Here is a 16,837-nt window from a genome sequence, read left to right as displayed (position 1 = left end):
CTAACGACAGCAGCCCCGCTCTCGTGGGCCCGGAGATGATTATAAGGGCCAGGCGCCACCGCCTGCGGCTCGGCCGGCGCCATGGTCGGCGGCTCGGCCTGCGGTGGTATCCCGGGCGGGGGCTCGTACGGGAGCTCGTACGGGGCCCCCGCTGCGGAGGCCGCGGGCTGCGCCGCCAAGGCCTGCGGCGCGGCGAGGGCAGACGACAGGCGAGGGGGTGCGTAGGGCTGCTCGGCGGTGGCCTGCCAGGTGGCGGCTCGCCCGGTGGAGGCCTGGGAGGCGGCCGGCCTTCCGGACGCGGAGCTCCCGGCCGGGGTGTTTCCGGACGGGGAGCCTCCGGCTGGGGCGTCTCTGTTCGGGGTGCTTCCGGCCGCGGTGTCGCCGACCAGGGTGGCTCCGTCCGGGGTGCTTCCGGCCGCGGCGCCTCCGACCGGGGTGCCTCCGAACGCGGCGCCTCCGACCGGGGAGCTTCCGAACGCGGCGTGTCCGGCCGGGGTGCTCCCGAACGCGGCGTGTCCGGCCGGGGTGCTCCCGAACGCGGCGTGTCCGGCCGGGGTGCTCCCGGCCGGGGTGTCTCCGACCAGGGTGGCGCCGTCCGGGGAGCTTCCGGCCGCGGCGCCTCCGACCAGGGTGGCTCCGTCCGGGGAGCTTCCGAACGCGGCGTGTCCGGCCGGGGTGCCTCCGGCCGGGGCGTGTCGGGCCGGGGTGTCTCCGACCAGGGTGGCTCCGTCCGGGGAGCTCCCGAACGCGGTACCTCCGACCGGGGTGCCTCCGGACGGGGCCTCTCCGATCGGGGTGTCTCCGGCCGCGGCGCTTCCGGCCGGGGTTTGGGTGGCGGGCCTCCGGCAGGCGGAGGGCCGGCTGGCGGAGGGCCGGTCGGCGGAGGGCCGGCAGGCCTGGACCTGGGCTGCTGGGGCGTGCTCGGTGGTGGGCGGGGGTGTGCGCAGGAGGGCCAGGTAGGCCTCGGAGAGGGCGGGGCCCGGGTCGATGCCGAGGTCGTCGGCGAGTCGGTGTCGGGTGCGCTGGTAGAGCGTGACGGCGTCGGCCTGGCGGTCCGCCCGGTGCAGCGCCCGGACGGTGGCCGCCACCAACGACTCGCGCAGCGGGTGCCGTTCGACGGCGGGCCGCAGCAGGGGCAGGGCGTCACCGCCCCGTCCGCACGCGTCGAGGGCGGCGGCGCACTGCTCCAGTGCCGCGAGCTGTTCCTCCACCAGCAGCTCGGCCGCCGCGGCCAGCCGCGGCGAGTCGCCCACGCCGCCGAGCGGCCGGCCCCGCCACAGGCGCAGGGCCCCCCGTAACAGTTCCGCCCGCTCCGCTGCCGCCGCGGCCAGAGCAGTCGTGGATGGAGCGGTTGTGGACGGAGCGGCCGCGGCCCGGCGCACGAGCTCACGGAAGCGCCACACGTCCGCCGCGCCCGGCGCAGCGCGCAGGGCGTACCCGCCGCAGGTGGTGACGACGTCCGCGCCCGCATGCGTGCGCAGCAGCCCGCGCAGGGCCGACACATGGCCGTAGACGACGGTGCGGGCGTGGGTCGGCGGCCGGTCGTCCCACAGCGCGTCGATCACGTGCTCCGCGCCCACAGGCGCACCGTCCGCCAGCACCAGCAGGGCCAGCAGCGCCCGGCGCTTGGGCGGCCCGAGCGGCACCTCGACCGGTCCCGAGAACGCCGAGACCGGCCCGAGCAACCGGAAGTCCATCGCCGTGCCCCCTTGCCCACGTTGCTCCCGCCGACCCTAGGAGCCCGCGGGGCCGTACCGGCAGGAACGGATGGACAAAGTCCGGAAATGGCCGGGGAAATACGTCGAAATCATCGTCGTCGGCATCGACGTCGTCATCCTCATCGGCGGCGTCGGCATCACCGGCCTACCGGTGGTCTCCCGGCCTGTCGTTGATCTAACGGCCGCCCTCCCCAGGCTTCCCGACTCCCCGTTAGGTCGCTGTTAGGCCGCGTCGGCAGCCTCTGCCGTGGAAGCCGCACGTCGCAACGAGGAACAGGAGTCCTTCATGTCGACCATGTCGACCCATACGCTGCGCACGGCCGCCGTCGTGGCCGCGGCAGCGGTCGCGCTGCTCACCACGGCGACCGGCGCCTGGGCCGCCCCCGCCGGGAGCGACGCGCCGGACGGAGGCACCCCCTCCGCGCAGTCGGCCCGCAGCACCCAGGTGACCGTGGCCAACGGCACAAAGATGACCATGTACCGCAGCTACACCGAGCTCGCGCACGGCGTGTGGGACGACGCCACCCCGCCCGAGCAGATCGCCGGCGGCGCCACCGTCTCGTGGGGCTCGCACTCCTCGGGATTCATGACGGGCACCGAGGGCTACGCCGTGTACGACCTCGGAACCGCTGGAGCAGCGACGATCCGCTGGAACAACCCGTTCGCAGGCGGCAACAGCTACAGCTGCTCCGTGCCCGACGGCTACACCTGCTCGCGCAGCGGCGGCGGCGGCAACAACGCCACCGTGACCTTCACCATCGGCGGCGGCCGCGATGCCAAGCGCGCTGCATCCGCCGACGCGCAAGGCCGGCCGCCCTCGGCGGCCGCGCAGCGCAGCACGCACGTCACCCTGCAGAACCGCACGGAAGAGCAGATGGACCGCACGTCCTCAAGCCTCAAGCACGGCACGTGGAGCCACAACATGCTCCCGCCGGACGTCGTGTACCCGATGTCCAACAGCGCCTGGCAGTCGGAATCCAACGGCTTCATGACCGGGACGGAAGGAACCGCCGTGTACAACATGTACGCAGTCGGCAACGTCAGCATCTCGTGGAACAACCCCTACGTGGGGTCGAACGACTACTCCTGCGACGTCCCCACCGGCTACACGTGCGAGCGGGACGGCGGCGGCGGCGACAACGCCCAGGTGACCTTCACCGTGCGGAAGGCCTGATACCGATGAACCGACACCTCCGGCGGACCCGTAACGCCCGGCACACCGCGGCGCTGGCCTGTGCCGCCGCGCTCACCGTCCTCGCCGCGGGCTCGGCCTCGGCGACCCCCGCTCCCGCTCCCGCCCAGCAGCCCACGCCCGGCCAGACGTACGTCATGGCACCCCAGGAGCGGCCCGACCAGTGGCTCGGCGACGCCGACTACTACGGCGAGATCGTGTGCCGGGCCAGCCGGCTCTGGTACGGCAACCGCCACGACGACGCCGTCTGGCGGATCAGCGGCAACAACGACGGATCGATCTCCCTCGTGAACACGGACGCCGAGCAGTTCGGCCAGAGCCTCACGGCCGCCGGCGACGCGATCTTCATCCAGCAGGGCCAGGGCGACGCGTACCACTGGTACACGGTCGCCGGCCCGGGGGGAACCGTCGCACTCCGCAACAAGGTGACGGGCCGCTACCTCATGGCCACCGCCACCGGGGCGGTCGTCTCGGCCGTCAACGCGTACTGGTGGTACATGGTCAACACCCGCCCCTGAGGACCGCCCCCTTGAGGACCACTCGCCCCTGAGGACCGCCCGTCCCCGGACCGCAATCCGGGGACGCGCGGTCCCGGCGGGCAGGCCTCAGACCCGCCCGCCGGGTGCGTCAGAGCTTCTCGGGGGTGCGGATGCCCAGGAGGGACATGCCCTTCGAGAGGGTGCGGGCCGTGAGGTCGATCAGGAACAGCCGGTTCTCCTGCTGCTCCGGGGTGTCGGCCTTCATCACCGGGCACTGGTCGTAGAACGCGGTCAGGTGCGAGGCCAGCTGGTAGAGGTACGCGGCCAGCTTGTGCGGGGCGTACTCCTTGGCCGCGTCCGCGATCAGCTCGCCGAAGCCGTCCAGGTGCAGGCCCATGGCGCGCTCCGCCGGGGCCAGCGGCAGCTCCGGGTGGGCCTTCGGCGCCACCCCGGCCAGCCGGCGCTGGATCGAGCGGATCCGGGCGTAGGCGTACTGGAGGTAGACCGAGGTGTCGCCGTTGAGCGAGACCATCTGGTCCAGGTCGAACTTGTAGTCGCGGGACGCGGACGTGGACAGGTCGGCGTACTTCACCGCGCCGATGCCGACGTACCGGCCGTTCTCCACGATCTCCTGCTCGGTCAGGCCCGCCTTGTCGGCCTTGTCGCGCACCACCGCCGTCGCCCGGTCCACCGCCTCGTCGAGGAGGTCCACCAGCCGGACCGTCTCGCCCTCACGGGTCTTGAACGGCTTGCCGTCGGCGCCGAGGACCGTGCCGAAGGCGAGCTGGTAGGCGTGCGTGTCCTCGTTCAGCCAGCCGGCCCGGCGGGCGGTCTCGAAGACCATCTTGAAGTGCAGGGACTGGCGGGCGTCCACCACGTACACCAGGCTGTTCGCCTTGAGGTTGCCCACCCGGTCGCGGATCGCGGACAGGTCCGTGGCCGCGTAGCCGAAACCGCCGTCGGACTTCTGGACGATCAGCGGGGTCGGGTTGCCGTCCGGGCCCTTGATGTCGTCGAAGAACACGCACAGCGCGCCCTCCGAGCGGACCGCGACGCCCGACTCCTCCAGCAGCCGGCAGGTCTCCACCAGCATGTCGTTGTAGCCGGACTCGCCGACGATGTCGGGGTCCTGGATGTCCATGTCCAGCTTGTCGAAGACCGAGTAGAAGTAGATCTTCGACTCGTCCACGAACCGCTGCCACAGCGCCAGGGTCTGCTCGTCGCCCGCCTGGAGGTCCACCACCCGGGCCCGCGCCCGGGTCTTGAACTCCTCGTCGGAGTCGAACTTCGCCCGCGAGGCCTTGTAGAGGCGGTTCAGGTTGGACATCGCCTCCTCACCCGACTCCTCCACCGACTCGTCGGCGGCCTTGTGGTCCAGCTCGTGCGGGTGCTCCAGCAGGTACTGGATGAGCATGCCGAACTGCGTGCCCCAGTCGCCGATGTGGTGGCGCCGGACGACGGTCTCGCCCGTGAACTCCAGGATCTCCACCATGGCCGCGCCGATCACGGCGGACCGCAGGTGGCCGACGTGCATCTCCTTGGCGACGTTCGGCTGGGCGTAGTCGATCACCGTGGTGCCGGCGGTCTCCGACACGGGCACGCCGAGCCGGTCGTCCGCGGCCCGCGCGGCCAGCGTCTCGACGATCGCCCGGTCCGCGACGGTGATGTTGAGGAAGCCGGGGCCGGAGACCTCGATCTCCTCGATGACCCCGCCCTTGTCCAGGCCCGCCACGACCGTCGTCGCCAGCTCGCGCGGGTTGGCCTTCGCCTTCTTCGCGAGCGCCAGGATGCCGTTGGCCTGGAAGTCGGCCCGGTCGCTTCGTCGCAGCAGCGGGTCGGCGGCGCCGGCCTCCGGCAGGGCGGAGGCGAGGGCTGCGGCGATGCGCTGGTCGACGGACGAGGCGAGGGAAGGGACCGAGGCCATGGGCTGCCGTTCCTGTGAGATTGCGTGACGAGTGCTTCTTGGTGGTTCTGACGAAAGTCGAGTATCCCACGGGGCGGCGCCACTCCTCACGAGATATCCACAGGCCTGTGGGCTGTGGGCGCTGCGGGCGCTGTGGGTGCGACAAAGCTCGGCCGGGTGCGATAAAGCTCAGCGGGGAGCAACCCCGGAGCGGCACCATCCGTCTGGGAGAATGTTTGAAGCAGCATTCGAGATAGAAGGACGTGTCGTGGCTCAGAGCGCCCAGAGCAGCACCGAGACCGACTGGGTCTCCCGTTTCGCGGACGAGGTCATCGCCGAGGCGGAGCGGCGCGCGCCGGGCAAACCGATCGTCGTCGCGTCCGGCCTGTCCCCCTCCGGCCCCATCCACCTCGGCAACCTCCGCGAGGTCATGACCCCGCACCTGGTCGCGGACGAGATCCGCCGCCGCGGCCACGAGGTCCGCCACGTGCTGTCCTGGGACGACTACGACCGCTACCGCAAGGTGCCCGCGGGCATCCCGGGCGTCAGCGAGGCCTCCCACGCCCAGCACATCGGCCGCCCGCTGACCTCGGTCCCCGCGCCCGAGGGCTCCGCGTACCCGAACTGGGCCGAGCACTTCAAGGCCGCCATGGTCGAGTCGCTGGCCGAGCTCGGCGTCGAGTACGACCCGATCAGCCAGACCGAGCAGTACACCTCCGGCGCGTACCGCGACCAGGTGCTCTTCGCCATGAAGCACCGCGGCGACATCGACGCCGTGCTCGCCCAGTACCGCACCAAGCCCAAGGCCGCCAAGAAGTCCCAGAAGCCGGTCGACGAGGCCGAGCTGGAGGCCGCCGAGGGCTCCGGCGCCGCCGCCGAGGACGACGGCAGCGCCGAGGGCGCGGAGTACTTCCCGTACAAGCCGTACTGCGGCGCCTGCAACAAGGACTTCACCAAGGTCACCGCGTACGACGACGAGACCACCGAGCTCACGTACGTCTGCACCGAGGACGAGTACACCGAGACGGTCAAGCTCTCCGAGTTCAACCGCGGCAAGCTCGTCTGGAAGGTCGACTGGCCCATGCGCTGGGCCTACGAGGGCGTCGTCTTCGAGCCCTCCGGCGTCGACCACTCCTCGCCCGGCTCCTCCTTCCAGGTCGGCGGGCAGATCGTGCCCCTCTTCGGCGGCGCCCAGCCCATCGGCCCGATGTACGCCTTCGTCGGCATCAGCGGCATGGCCAAGATGTCCTCGTCCAAGGGCGGCGTCCCCACCGCGGCCGACGCCCTGAAGATCATGGAGCCGCAGCTGCTGCGCTGGCTGTACGCCCGCCGCCGCCCCAACCAGAGCTTCAAGATCGCCTTCGACCAGGAGATCCAGCGGCTCTACGACGAGTGGGACAAGCTGGAGGCCAAGGTCGCCGACGGCTCCGCCCTGCCCGCCGACGCCGCCGCGCACAGCCGCGCCGTCCGCGTCGCCTCCCACGAGCTGCCGCGCACCCCGCGCCCGATGCCGTACCGCACGCTCGCCTCGGTCGTCGACGTCACCGCCGGACACGACGAGCAGACCCTGCGCATCCTGTCCGACCTGGACCCGGCCAACCCGCTGACCTCCCTCGACGAGGTCCGCCCGCGCCTGGACCGCGCCGAGAACTGGATCACCACCCAGGTCCCGGCCGACCAGCGCACCCTGGTCCGCGAGACCCCGGACACCGAGCTGCTGTCGTCCCTGGACGAGGACGGCCGCCGCTCGCTGGAGCTGCTCCTGGAAGGCCTGGAGTCGCACTGGTCGCTGGACGGGCTCACCACGCTCGTCTACGGCGTCCCGAAGGTCATGGCCGGCCTGGACCCGGAGGCCAAGCCCACGCCCGAGCTCAAGGTGGCCCAGCGCGAGTTCTTCGCCCTGCTCTACCGGCTGCTCGTGACCCGCGAGACCGGCCCGCGCCTGCCCACGCTGCTGCTCGCCGTGGGCGCCGACCGGGTGCGGGAGCTCCTGACGGTCTGATCCGAAGCGTCCGCACCGCGTCCACACCATGTGGAAGGGCCCGCACCCCCGGAGTTCACCGACGGGGTGCGGGCCCTCTCGCGTGTCCGGGCGCCTGCTCGCTGGGCGAGGCGCTCGCTACGCGATGTGCTCGTTCTCCAGGTCGGTCTGGTAGCGCTGCTTCAGCTGCGGCATCAGGCGGCGCAGGAGCGAGGCGCTGCGCGGGTGCGTCATGCCGTACGTGTCGGCCAGCAGTATGTCGATCTGCTCCGAGCTCGGGTACGTGCCGTGCTGGTCCAGGTGCGCGCGGAAGACCTCGTACGCGGCCTCCGCGAACTTGATCTCGTCCGGAGCGTCGCCATCGACGTCGCTGTCGCCCTCACCGGTGGCGTCGGCATCGGCCTCGGCGCCGTCCGCCTGGGCCGCGCCCGGGAGGGGCAGCTGCTGGGCCTCCGGCGCCGCGCCGGGCGCGATCTGGTCGTCCGGGCCGGTCGGGGGCAGCACCGGCGTGGGCTCCAGGCCCTCCACGTACTGCGGGTCGTACGCCGCCTCGCGCGCCTCGCGGGCCTGCTGAGGATCGGCGTGCGCCGCGAACCAGGACGACGGGTGCGGGCCGGGCATGGCCGTCGGATCGACCGCGAAGGCCGGGCCGGCTGCGGCCTGCGGGTACGGGTACGGGTGCTGCGGCTGACCCTGCTGGTGCTGGGCCTGCTGCTGCCCGAGCTGCCCGAGCTGCCCGAGCTGCCCGAGCTGCGCGAGCTGCTCGGCGGACGGCTGGCCGACGTGGGGCAGGCCCGGCTGGAGGCCGGCTGCCTGGAGGCCGGCTGCCTGCGGGTGCGGGGCCTGGCCCTGGGCGGCGGGCGCGTACCCGGCCTGACCGGCGGCGGCGCCCTGACCCGCCACCAGCGCCGGAGCGGCGGCGGCAGCGGACACCGCACCCGCGGCCGTGCCCGGGGGCAGCAGCGCCGGCTCGATACCGGCCGCCGCCAGCCCCTCCGGAGCCGTCTGTGCCAGCGGCACACCGATCCGGGCCAGGCGCAGCGGCATCAGCGCCTCCACCGGCGCCTTGCGGCGCCAGCTGCGGCCGTAACGCGCCTGGAGCCGGGCCTGGTAGATCAGCCGGTCCTGCTCCATGGTCACTGCCTGCTCGTAACTGCGCAGCTCCCACAGCTTCATCCGGCGCCACAGCTTGAACGTCGGCACCGGCGACAGGAACCAGCGGGTCAGCCGGACCCCCTCCATGTGCCGGTCCGCCGTGATGTCCGCGATCCGGCCCACCGCGTGCCGGGCCGCCTCCACCGTCACCACGAACAGGATCGGGATGACGGCGTGCATCCCCACACCGAGCGGATCCGGCCACGCCGCCGCACCGTTGAACGCGATCGTCGCCGCCGTCAGCAGCCACGCCGTCTGGCGCAGCAGCGGGAAGGGGATCCGGATCCACGTCAGCAGCAGGTCGAGCGCCAGCAGCACACAGATACCCGCGTCGATGCCGATCGGGAAGACCAGCGAGAAGTCGCCGAAGCCCTTCTTCAAGGCGAGCGCACGGACCGCGGAGTACGATCCGGCGAAGCCGATCCCGGCAATGATCACGGCTCCGGCGACCACGACACCGATGAGTATTCGGTGTGTTCGAGTCAGCTGCATCGCGGCCACCCGCGATCCCCTCCCCTTGTCGAGCTACGGCAGGGACAGAGTACGGCGCGGCCGTTCCGTTTACTGCTGCGGTTGCTGCGACTGCTGCTGCGACGGCGACTGCTGCGGCTGACCACCCTGCTGCTGACCCTGCTGGGGCTGCTGGCCCTGCTGCCCTTGCTGCTGACCCTGCTGCTGGCCCTGCTGGTTGGCGTTACCCACCGCGGTCACGGCCTCACGGGCCGCGGCGACCGCGCCCTCCACCAGCTTGCCGTGGTCCGGGGCCTGCCGGCCCTCGTAGGAGGCACCGTTGTAGTCCAGCGTCACCACGACGTTCTGCGTACGCACCACGATCGTGGTGTTGAAGAAGTCCACGTCCTTCTTCGTGTTGTACGTCACCGTCATCGCCTGGTCGCCGACGCCGCCCGCCGGCTCGGCCTTCACGTTCTGCGCGCCCTCGGCGCCCTTGGCCGTCTCGACCTGCTTGTTGAACTGGTCCTCGGCGCGCTTGTTGCCGCTGCCCAGGGAGTCGTGCGAGTCGTAGCGCACCAGCGACACCGCCAGCCAGCGGTAGTCCGAGCCCTTCAGGCCGTCCTCGTCCAGGCCGTTCCAGGAGCAGCTCGCCCGGCTGGTGAGGTCGTTCGACTTCGTCGCCGTGCCGTTCTTGTCCTTGGCCTCCGCGACCAGCGTCTCGATCGTCTTGGCGGGCAGCGTCTTGCACGGGTCGGGCAGCGTGGAGAACGCGGCCTTCTCCGGCTTCGAGGACGACTTGCCGGACGGCGCCTTCGACGCGGACGACGACTTGCCGTCCTTCTTCTTGCCGTCCGAGCCGGAGCCCTTGTCGGAGTCGGACGAGCAGCCGGCGACGGTGAGGATCACCGGGACGGCAGCACAGGCGAGGACGCGGGTGAGGCGCGAGGCTGAAAGGTGCATGATTCCTTCATCCAAGGGGCGGCGGGACCCAGCAACGGTAGCCCGACCGGGTGACGCCGTGCTGTGCGGGCCGTCACGCGGGGCCCGCCGCCGGAGCCGTCAGTCGCTGAACCGGTCGGCGAGCTCCCTCGCCAACTGCCGTGCCCGGTCCTGGGTTTCGGCGCTGGGAGGCACCGTACCGGGCACCGTGGGCTGCACGCTGTACTCGACGGTGACGATCACGTTCGCCGTGCGGAACACGATCCGCACGGTCCGCGCCTGGGCCATCGCCCCGGCCGCGCTGAGCTTGTCGTCGAGGAACGCCGCGTCCCCGAGCCCGTCGAGCACGCGGGACCCGAGCTCGGGCGGCGGGACGGATGCGGAGGGGGAGGCCCCCGGGGTGGGCTGCCCCTGCTGGCCGGGCTGCTGGCCGGGCTGGGGCTGCTGACCCTGCGGCTGGCCCTGCTGCGGGGGCTGGCCCTGCGGCTGCTGGCCCTGCTGGGGCTGGCCGGCGGCGGGGGGCTGCGCGGGGGCGGGCGCGGAGCCGTTCGGGGGAGGGGTCGACGGGGCCGGGGTGGGCGGCGGCGTGGGCAGGTGCGCATCCGCGAGCTGCCGCTCGTACACCCCCTGCGCCTTGTCGTCGTCACTCGCCGCCGCCCGGTCGTACGACACCACCCGCTCGAAGCCGACGAACAGCAGCCGGGTCTCCTCGGGCGCCTGCGCGTTCCAGCGGCAGCCGACGCGGCGGTCGCCGTCGTACGAGGTGTCCGCCGTGCCCGCGTACAGCACGTCGCGCTGGTCGGCGGTCAGGGTCGCCGGGGCCGGCAGCATCGCCTTCAGCCGCTTGCCGTCGACCGCCTTGCAGGGCGACGGCAGGACCCGGTACTTCCCCGGCGGCGCCGGGGCCGGGCTGCTGGCGGCGCCGCCGGCCTTGGCGTCGCTCTTGCCCTGGGCCGGAGACCCGCCGGAGCAGCCGGCGGAGAGCGCGGAGAGCGCGGCGGCCGTGGCCACCCACGCGAAGCCCTTGCGACGCTGCACGTCCTCGGCCCCCTTCGATGAGGAAATTGCGTTGCCGCGGCATGACGGCAGATGGATCAATGTCTATCGCACACGCTGGTGCTGACGCCGGTCCCCTGTCGTATTTGGGACCACGAGCGAGGCTTTTTGCGTATTCGGACTCTTCTGTGGTTTTCGGGGTAGTGGGGACGTTATGTCGTATGTAGAGGTGCCTGGGGCGAACGTCCCGATTCGGATGTGGACGGATCCGGCGACCGTCGAAGACGTCGCCATGCAGCAGCTCCGCAACGTCGCCACCCTGCCCTGGATCAAGGGTCTGGCCGTCATGCCGGACGTGCACTACGGCAAGGGGGCCACGGTCGGCTCGGTGATCGCGATGAAGGACGCGGTCTGCCCGGCGGCGGTGGGCGTGGACATCGGCTGCGGCATGTCGGCGGTGAAGACGTCCCTGACGGCGAACGACCTCCCGGGAGACCTGTCCAAGCTCCGCTCGAAGATCGAGCAGGCGATCCCGGTCGGCGCGGCCATGCACCGCGACCCGGTGGACCCGACGCAGCTCCTCGGCTTCGGACCGAAGGGCTTCGGGGACCTGTGGGAGCGCTTCGACTACCTGGCGGACGAGGTGAAGTTCCGGCGGGACCGGGCGCTGAAGCAGATGGGGACCCTGGGAGCCGGAAATCACCACATCGAAGTAAATGTCGATGAAAGTGGGGCGGTCTGGCTCACGCTCCACTCCGGTTCCCGGGGCATCGGTAACCAGCTGGCCGCACACCACATCGAGGTCGCCCGCAGCCTCTCGCACAACCAGGGCCTGGTCGATCGGGACCTGGCGGTCTTCCTGGCGGCGACTCCGGAGATGGAGGCGTACCGCAACGACCTCTTCTGGGCCCAGGAGTACGCGAAGCACAACCGCGTCGTGATGATGAGCCTGCTCAAGGAGGTCATGCGGAGGGAGTTCCGCAAGGCGAAGGTTGCCTTCACCCAGGAGATCAGCTGCCACCACAACTACGTGGCGGAGGAGCGGTACGAGGGCATGGACCTGCTCGTCACACGGAAGGGCGCGATCCGGGCGGGCAGCGGCGAGTACGGCATCGTCCCGGGCTCGATGGCGACCGGTACGTACATCGTCAAGGGGCTCGGCAACACGGCCGCGTTCAACTCCGCCTCGCACGGAGCGGGCCGGCGTATGAGCCGGACGGCGGCGAAGAAGCGGTTCTCGGCACGGGACCTCGTGGAACAGACGCGGGGCGTGGAGTGCCGTAAGGACGCGGGCGTCGTGGACGAGATTCCGGCCGCGTACAAGCCGATCGAGCGGGTGATGGAGCAGCAGCGCGATCTCGTGGAGGTCGTTGCGAAGCTCAAGCAGGTCATCTGCGTGAAGGGCTGACGCCCGGAGCGCAGTTGTCGGGGGAATGGAGGAGCCCGGGCCGCACAGCGGCCCGGGCTCCTCCGTCTGCGGGGTTCAGGCCTTGCCGGTACGCAGCCGCCAGAGGCGCATGGAGCAGCTCTGCTCGGTCCGGTCGAGGGCGCAGGCCGCGGCCGCGGGGTCGCCGAGCCGCAGCAGCTCGGCGTCGTCGGCGGGGGTCCAGCGGCGCCTGGGCGGTGCGATCCTCATGCCTGCGGGGCGTACCCAGGTGGCGAGCCCGGCGGCGGCGTCCTTCTTGCGCTGGAGGCCGAGGCAGTCGGGGTAGTACAGGTGCTCGGCGAGCGCCTGTGCCGCCTCCTTGGTGTAAACGATGTTGTAGATGCTGTCGCGGGCGTTGCGCTTGATGTGCCGCTCCGCTCCGGTGACCTTCTTCGCGTAGTGGCACAGGTAGGCGCCGACGGCGGTGCTGGCGGTGGTCAGCGAGACGAAGGGGAACCCCTGGCCGGTGTAGCCGACGGACCCGTCGGCGTCGATGACGCCGCGGATGTAGTCCCGCCGGGAGAACTCGCAGCGGGGAGGCGTGATGGTGGTGGACTTGCGGCCGTAGGGGAGCCCGAGCTCGTTGAGGGTGGTCCTCGCTTCGAGGGCGCAGAGGGACCAGATCGCGGCGTGGTGGCTGGCGGAGAAGTTCGTGCGGCGGACGCGCTCGGTGATCGAGCTGTGGTAGGGGGTGAGCTCCTGGAACTCGCGCAGGATGTGGATGTCCCGCGCGCTGATCTCGACAGTCAGCCGGCCCTTCTGTCCCGCGCCCTGCTCCAGGTGCCCGTCCGCCTGCAGGAAGCCGAACATGTAGGCGTAGCGCGGGTCTTGGAGGTCCATGAAGCGTGGGGTGCCGTTAAGGTCCTGTGCAGCCATGCGGAAGTCTCGTTTCCTCGTGGTGAGGCTCTCGGTCGGGATGCCGGTCCTGACCGGGGGCCGTTTCTGCATCCGAAGCTAGATCTGGCGTGCGACGGATTTCGGTCGCTTTGGCGGGCTTCATCCGTGTGGGTGATGTCCGTAGGGGAGGTGTGCGAGCGGTACGCCGACTACCTGAGCTTCACCGCGCCGGACGGTGAGCCGGAGGGCAAGGACTTCGCTCCGGGGATGCTGCCGGGGCTCTCTCATCGTTGGGCTGGAGAGCGCTACGCGCCCTTCCTGCAGGTGCGGGAAGGGCGCGTAGCGGGTGGTTGTGGTGGGTCAGCCGATGGCGGTGGAGGTGTTCCAGTCCTCTTCTTCCACCCGCCAGCCGTTGCTGAGGGTGAGGGCTGGGGGAGTGGCGCCGGGGGTGCCTTGGAAGAGCCAGATGGCGCCGTCGTTGTGGGTGAGGTAGAAGTCGGGGACTCCGTCGCCCGAGACGTCGGTGGTGCCGCGGACGAGGGGCCATTCGGTGCGGGTCCAGCCGGTGGTCCCGTAGGTGAGGTCGGCGCCGCCGTTGGATGCTGCTGCGCTGGCCAAGGAGGCGAGGTCTACTCCGCCGTTCGCTCCGGGCTTGCCCTTGCGCAGGGCGAGGCCTCGGCTGGGCATGGAGTTGTCGCGGAAGACCAGGTCGGGGGTGCCGTCCTGGTTGGTGTCGCGGACGGCGACGATGTCGCGCTGACTCCAGCCGGTACCGCCGATCTGCTGGGCGGTGGTGAAGCTGGCGCCGGTGTAGCCGGCGAAGGCCCAGAAGGTGTCGCCGTTGTCGGCGAGGGCGAAGAAGTCGGCCATGCCGTCGCCGGTGACGTCCTCGGTGGCGATGAGCTGGGTGAAGCCGGCGGGGTCGGGGGAGCCTGCGGGAAGGAGCATCTCCATGCGGCGGCTGATGTCGAAGCGGCCGTTGCCGTCGCCCGGGTAGACGTACAGCTTGCCGTCGGGCATGCGGGCGATCAGATCGGTGAGGCCGTCACCGGGGAGCCAGTCGGTGGAGTGGCTGATGATCGCGCTCTTGCCGGTGGTGGCGTCCTTCCAGTAGCCGGCGGGGGCGGGCTTGCCCTGATCGGTGGCCGCGGGCATCCAGGCGTCGATGTCGCCGATGTGGTCGGCGGGGTAGACGCGGAGGTTGCCGTCCTTGTCGATGGCCAGGACGTCTTCGCGCTCGTCGCCGGTGACGTCGTTGGGGGCGTCGAGGATCGCCTTGGGGCGTACGTAGAAGACGTAGGTGACGGGGGTGGAGAGGTTGCCGGCCTTGTTGACGGTGCGGACGTAGAGGATGTTGGGGCCCGCGTTGTCGGGGAAGACGTTGATCGTGGCGTTTCCGGCGGCGTCCTGCGGGGTCTGCACGTTGTTGTAGACGGGGTGGTTCAGGCTCCACTGGTACTCGCGGATGTCGGCCACAGGCGTGCTGTTGGCCGAGATCTGCACACTGCTGTCAACACCCTGGGTGCCGTGGGTTCCGTACGGGCTCACGCTCCACTCGGCGCCGTCGGGGCCGGGCAGCGGGAAGGCGGCGGACTGGACGGCCGGCGGGTTGGGGGCGGTGTGGTCGACGGTGAAGGTGCACCAGCCGCCGCCACCGGAGTCCATGGGGCCGCTGCCGGACCACCAGCCGTCCCAGTCGACTGCCTGGGCGAGCCAGAAGTACGTCTTGCCGGAGGTGAACCTGTCCCAGCGCACGTTTTCGATCTTGGCGAGGCCGTCGCTGTTGACGTTGCTGAATTCGTTGAGGACCGACTGGGTGCCGTCGGCGGACCAGGCCCGGAAGTTGATCTGCCGGAGGTTCCCGTCAGCGTCCGTTGCCTTGGCCTCGAAGGTGATGTCGGTCTTACCGATCCGGGTGAACGGTGCCTGGGTGGTGCAGGGTCCGCCGGGGGTGGTGGTCATGTTCGCCTGGAGCGGGGTGTCCGGGGCGCGGTTGTAGATGACGTCGACGTAGGGAGCGGCGTCGGGGCTGTTGGCGAGGAATTTTTTCCAGGAGTTGGTGTCGCTCTCGTTCTGTGCGCGCAGTCCGAAGGTGATGGCCTGCCAGCGTTGGCTGGCGCCGTTCTGCACGGCCCCCTTTACGTCGACGGCCACCTCGTGGTCGGGACAGCCCTTGCCTTCGTTCCCGTGAGCGACGGATGCGCTTGAGACCCGATTGGCCCAGAACGAAGCGTTGTTGGTGTTCTCCCAGGTGGTCGAGCTGTTGATGTAGGGGGTGTTGTAGACGTCGAAGCCGCTGGGCGTGCAGCTCCAGGAATGCGTTTCCAGTGCCTTCAGCGTGGCTGACTGGATGACAGCTCCGTAGAGAATGCTGTCGAAGTAGAAATTGAATACCGAGCGGGCCGTCCCGTAGGACTGGGTCTCGTACCCGACGCGTGCTTCGGGCGTGCCGCTGGCGTTGAAATTCTGGCCGTTGAAGAAGCTTGAGGTGCTGGCCGGCTTGTAGAGCAGCGTCCAGCTGTGCTTGTGCAGCTTCCACGACGGGTCGATGAAGACCGGGTAGACGGTGTCCTCGTCGTTCAGCAGCGTGGAGTCGGGGGTGATGGTCAGCCTGCTGTCGGCGCTCAGTGCTGCCTTGGCCGGGCTGGTGTGTGCCCCCTCGGCGCCGAAGATCCCGGGGAGGGCCAGCGAGGGGTGCTGTGCTGCTGAGGGACCTGGTACGGGCTTCTGCCCGCCGTCCTCCAGGGGCCCGGTCTTGGCGGAGGAGTCCCACATGAACGGGGTCGGCGAGCCGGCGATCTCCTCTCCCTTGGCGTCTCGGGCACTGACGGCCCCTGAGGCGTCGTCGAGGCGGAAGGTGAGGTCGGGTGAGCTGAGCTGCTGGTTCAGCTCACCCAGGAGCGGGTCGGCGGCTGCCTTCTTGTCCTTGACGATCAGCAGGTGGGAGTAGCCGCCGTCCTGCGCGGTCAGCAGCAGGTCGATGCCGGGGCGGACGTTCTCGTACAAGGCCCGCGGTCCGTCGATGACCGGCTCGGGCAGCGGCCCCGGCCAGCCCACCGTCATCTCGTGCCCGTCGAGCGTGAGACGCACCAGGTCGGTCCACGCCGGAGCGAGAGTGTCGACAGTCAGGCTCACGCGGGTGACGCTGCGGGAGGCCCGCTGCGCTCCGGAAGCGCTTGAGCTGGATGGTTTGCTGCCTGCGCTGAAGACGAGGCGTCCGTTGACGGCCTTGGGGGAGAAGCCGCCCTCGACGCGCTGGAGGGTGGTGTCGATGGGCTTCCACTCGTTGCCGACCTTGGCGCGGATGGTGCTGCTGAAGATCTGCGTCCTGAGCTTGCCGTCGGGCCGCGCCCAGGTGGTGGCGTTCGGCCTGCGCTCGGCGGTGACCTCCACCTCCTTGCCCGACCGCTTCGCCCGGCGTATCGCCTCGGCACCCGCGATCGGCGCTTCGCCGGTCTGGGGCTTGGCGCCGGGCTGGGGGGTGGCGTCCGTCAGACGGATACCGAGCGGCACGGCGACAGCGGTGGCCAGGAGAGCCGCCAGTGCGGTGATGGTTCGGCGGCGCTTGTGTGCCCGGCCAGTAACTTCTTTTCGGGCAGCGGAAATTGGTGGACTTTCGTCCATGCGCTCGCTGGCAGGCACGGTGGTTCTTCTCCCCCCTCGGGCGCAGTCATGCACCGTCGGTACTCGCGGTAAATCAGCCGCACCGGCCGATGGCTTTGATCAGGGCCGGTACGCAGAGATGTGCGAGCAGAGCA

Annotated in this window: 11 protein-coding genes; 4 read left to right on the top strand and 7 right to left on the bottom strand. The window is 70.8% G+C overall.

Features of this window, described 5'->3' with window-relative positions; all coding sequences use genetic code 11:
- Positions 1-1,697 (bottom strand): AfsR/SARP family transcriptional regulator (locus tag GPJ59_RS08565; RefSeq protein ID WP_308120198.1); only part of this gene is annotated, 1,697 nt, incomplete at its 3' end.
- Positions 1,698-2,004: 307 nt separating this feature from the next.
- Between GPJ59_RS08565 and GPJ59_RS08560 the strand changes: the two genes are divergently transcribed.
- The gene (locus GPJ59_RS08560; protein ID WP_219665862.1) at positions 2,005-2,892 is read left to right on the top strand and encodes a Crystal protein ET79; all 888 of its coding nucleotides are present in this window, start codon (positions 2,005-2,007) and stop codon (positions 2,890-2,892) included.
- 5 nt (positions 2,893-2,897) lie between these two features.
- On the top strand, positions 2,898-3,428 hold the full coding sequence (locus GPJ59_RS08555) for a hypothetical protein (RefSeq protein WP_219665861.1): 531 nt from the start codon (positions 2,898-2,900) through the stop codon (positions 3,426-3,428).
- Between the two features lie 109 nt (positions 3,429-3,537).
- Here the strand turns inward: GPJ59_RS08555 and argS are convergent, their stop codons facing one another.
- On the bottom strand, positions 3,538-5,313 hold the full coding sequence (gene argS / locus GPJ59_RS08550) for an arginine--tRNA ligase (RefSeq protein WP_219665860.1): 1,776 nt from the start codon (positions 5,311-5,313) through the stop codon (positions 3,538-3,540).
- Between the two features lie 211 nt (positions 5,314-5,524).
- On the opposite strand from argS, the gene lysS reads away from it, so the two are divergent.
- Positions 5,525-7,294, top strand: coding sequence for a lysine--tRNA ligase (gene lysS, locus GPJ59_RS08545; protein WP_374200810.1), 1,770 nt, complete (start codon positions 5,525-5,527; stop codon positions 7,292-7,294).
- A gap of 117 nt (positions 7,295-7,411) precedes the next feature.
- Here lysS and GPJ59_RS08540 read toward each other — a convergent pair whose 3' ends face one another.
- From GPJ59_RS08540 to GPJ59_RS08530, 3 genes are all read right to left on the bottom strand, one after another.
- On the bottom strand, positions 7,412-8,929 hold the full coding sequence (locus tag GPJ59_RS08540; protein ID WP_219665858.1) for a DUF2637 domain-containing protein: 1,518 nt from the start codon (positions 8,927-8,929) through the stop codon (positions 7,412-7,414).
- Between the two features lie 60 nt (positions 8,930-8,989).
- Positions 8,990-9,841, bottom strand: a complete 852-nt coding sequence (locus GPJ59_RS08535) for a DUF3558 family protein (protein ID WP_219665857.1) — start codon at positions 9,839-9,841, stop codon at positions 8,990-8,992.
- A gap of 99 nt (positions 9,842-9,940) precedes the next feature.
- Positions 9,941-10,858: a DUF3558 domain-containing protein gene (locus tag GPJ59_RS08530; RefSeq protein WP_219665856.1), complete on the bottom strand. Its 918-nt coding sequence runs from the start codon at positions 10,856-10,858 to the stop codon at positions 9,941-9,943.
- 172 nt (positions 10,859-11,030) lie between these two features.
- Here GPJ59_RS08530 and GPJ59_RS08525 point away from each other — a divergent pair, with 172 nt between their 5' ends.
- The gene (locus tag GPJ59_RS08525; protein ID WP_219665855.1) at positions 11,031-12,224 is read left to right on the top strand and encodes an RtcB family protein; all 1,194 of its coding nucleotides are present in this window, start codon (positions 11,031-11,033) and stop codon (positions 12,222-12,224) included.
- A 75-nt stretch (positions 12,225-12,299) separates the two neighbouring features.
- Here GPJ59_RS08525 and GPJ59_RS08520 read toward each other — a convergent pair whose 3' ends face one another.
- Together GPJ59_RS08520 and GPJ59_RS08515 are read right to left on the bottom strand one after the other, a co-directional pair.
- Positions 12,300-13,118, bottom strand: a complete 819-nt coding sequence (locus GPJ59_RS08520) for an LAGLIDADG family homing endonuclease (RefSeq protein ID WP_219665854.1) — start codon at positions 13,116-13,118, stop codon at positions 12,300-12,302.
- Between the two features lie 321 nt (positions 13,119-13,439).
- Positions 13,440-16,592, bottom strand: a complete 3,153-nt coding sequence (locus tag GPJ59_RS08515; RefSeq protein ID WP_219665853.1) for an FG-GAP-like repeat-containing protein — start codon at positions 16,590-16,592, stop codon at positions 13,440-13,442.
- Positions 16,593-16,837: the final 245 nt, after the last annotated feature.

Origin of the sequence: Streptomyces bambusae (assembly GCF_019400985.1) — a bacterium.
GTDB classification, from domain to species: Bacteria; Actinomycetota; Actinomycetes; order Streptomycetales; family Streptomycetaceae; genus Streptomyces; species Streptomyces bambusae_A.
The sequence above is the reverse complement of the archived record's forward strand: the minus strand, read 5'-3'. Positions and strand labels throughout refer to the sequence as shown.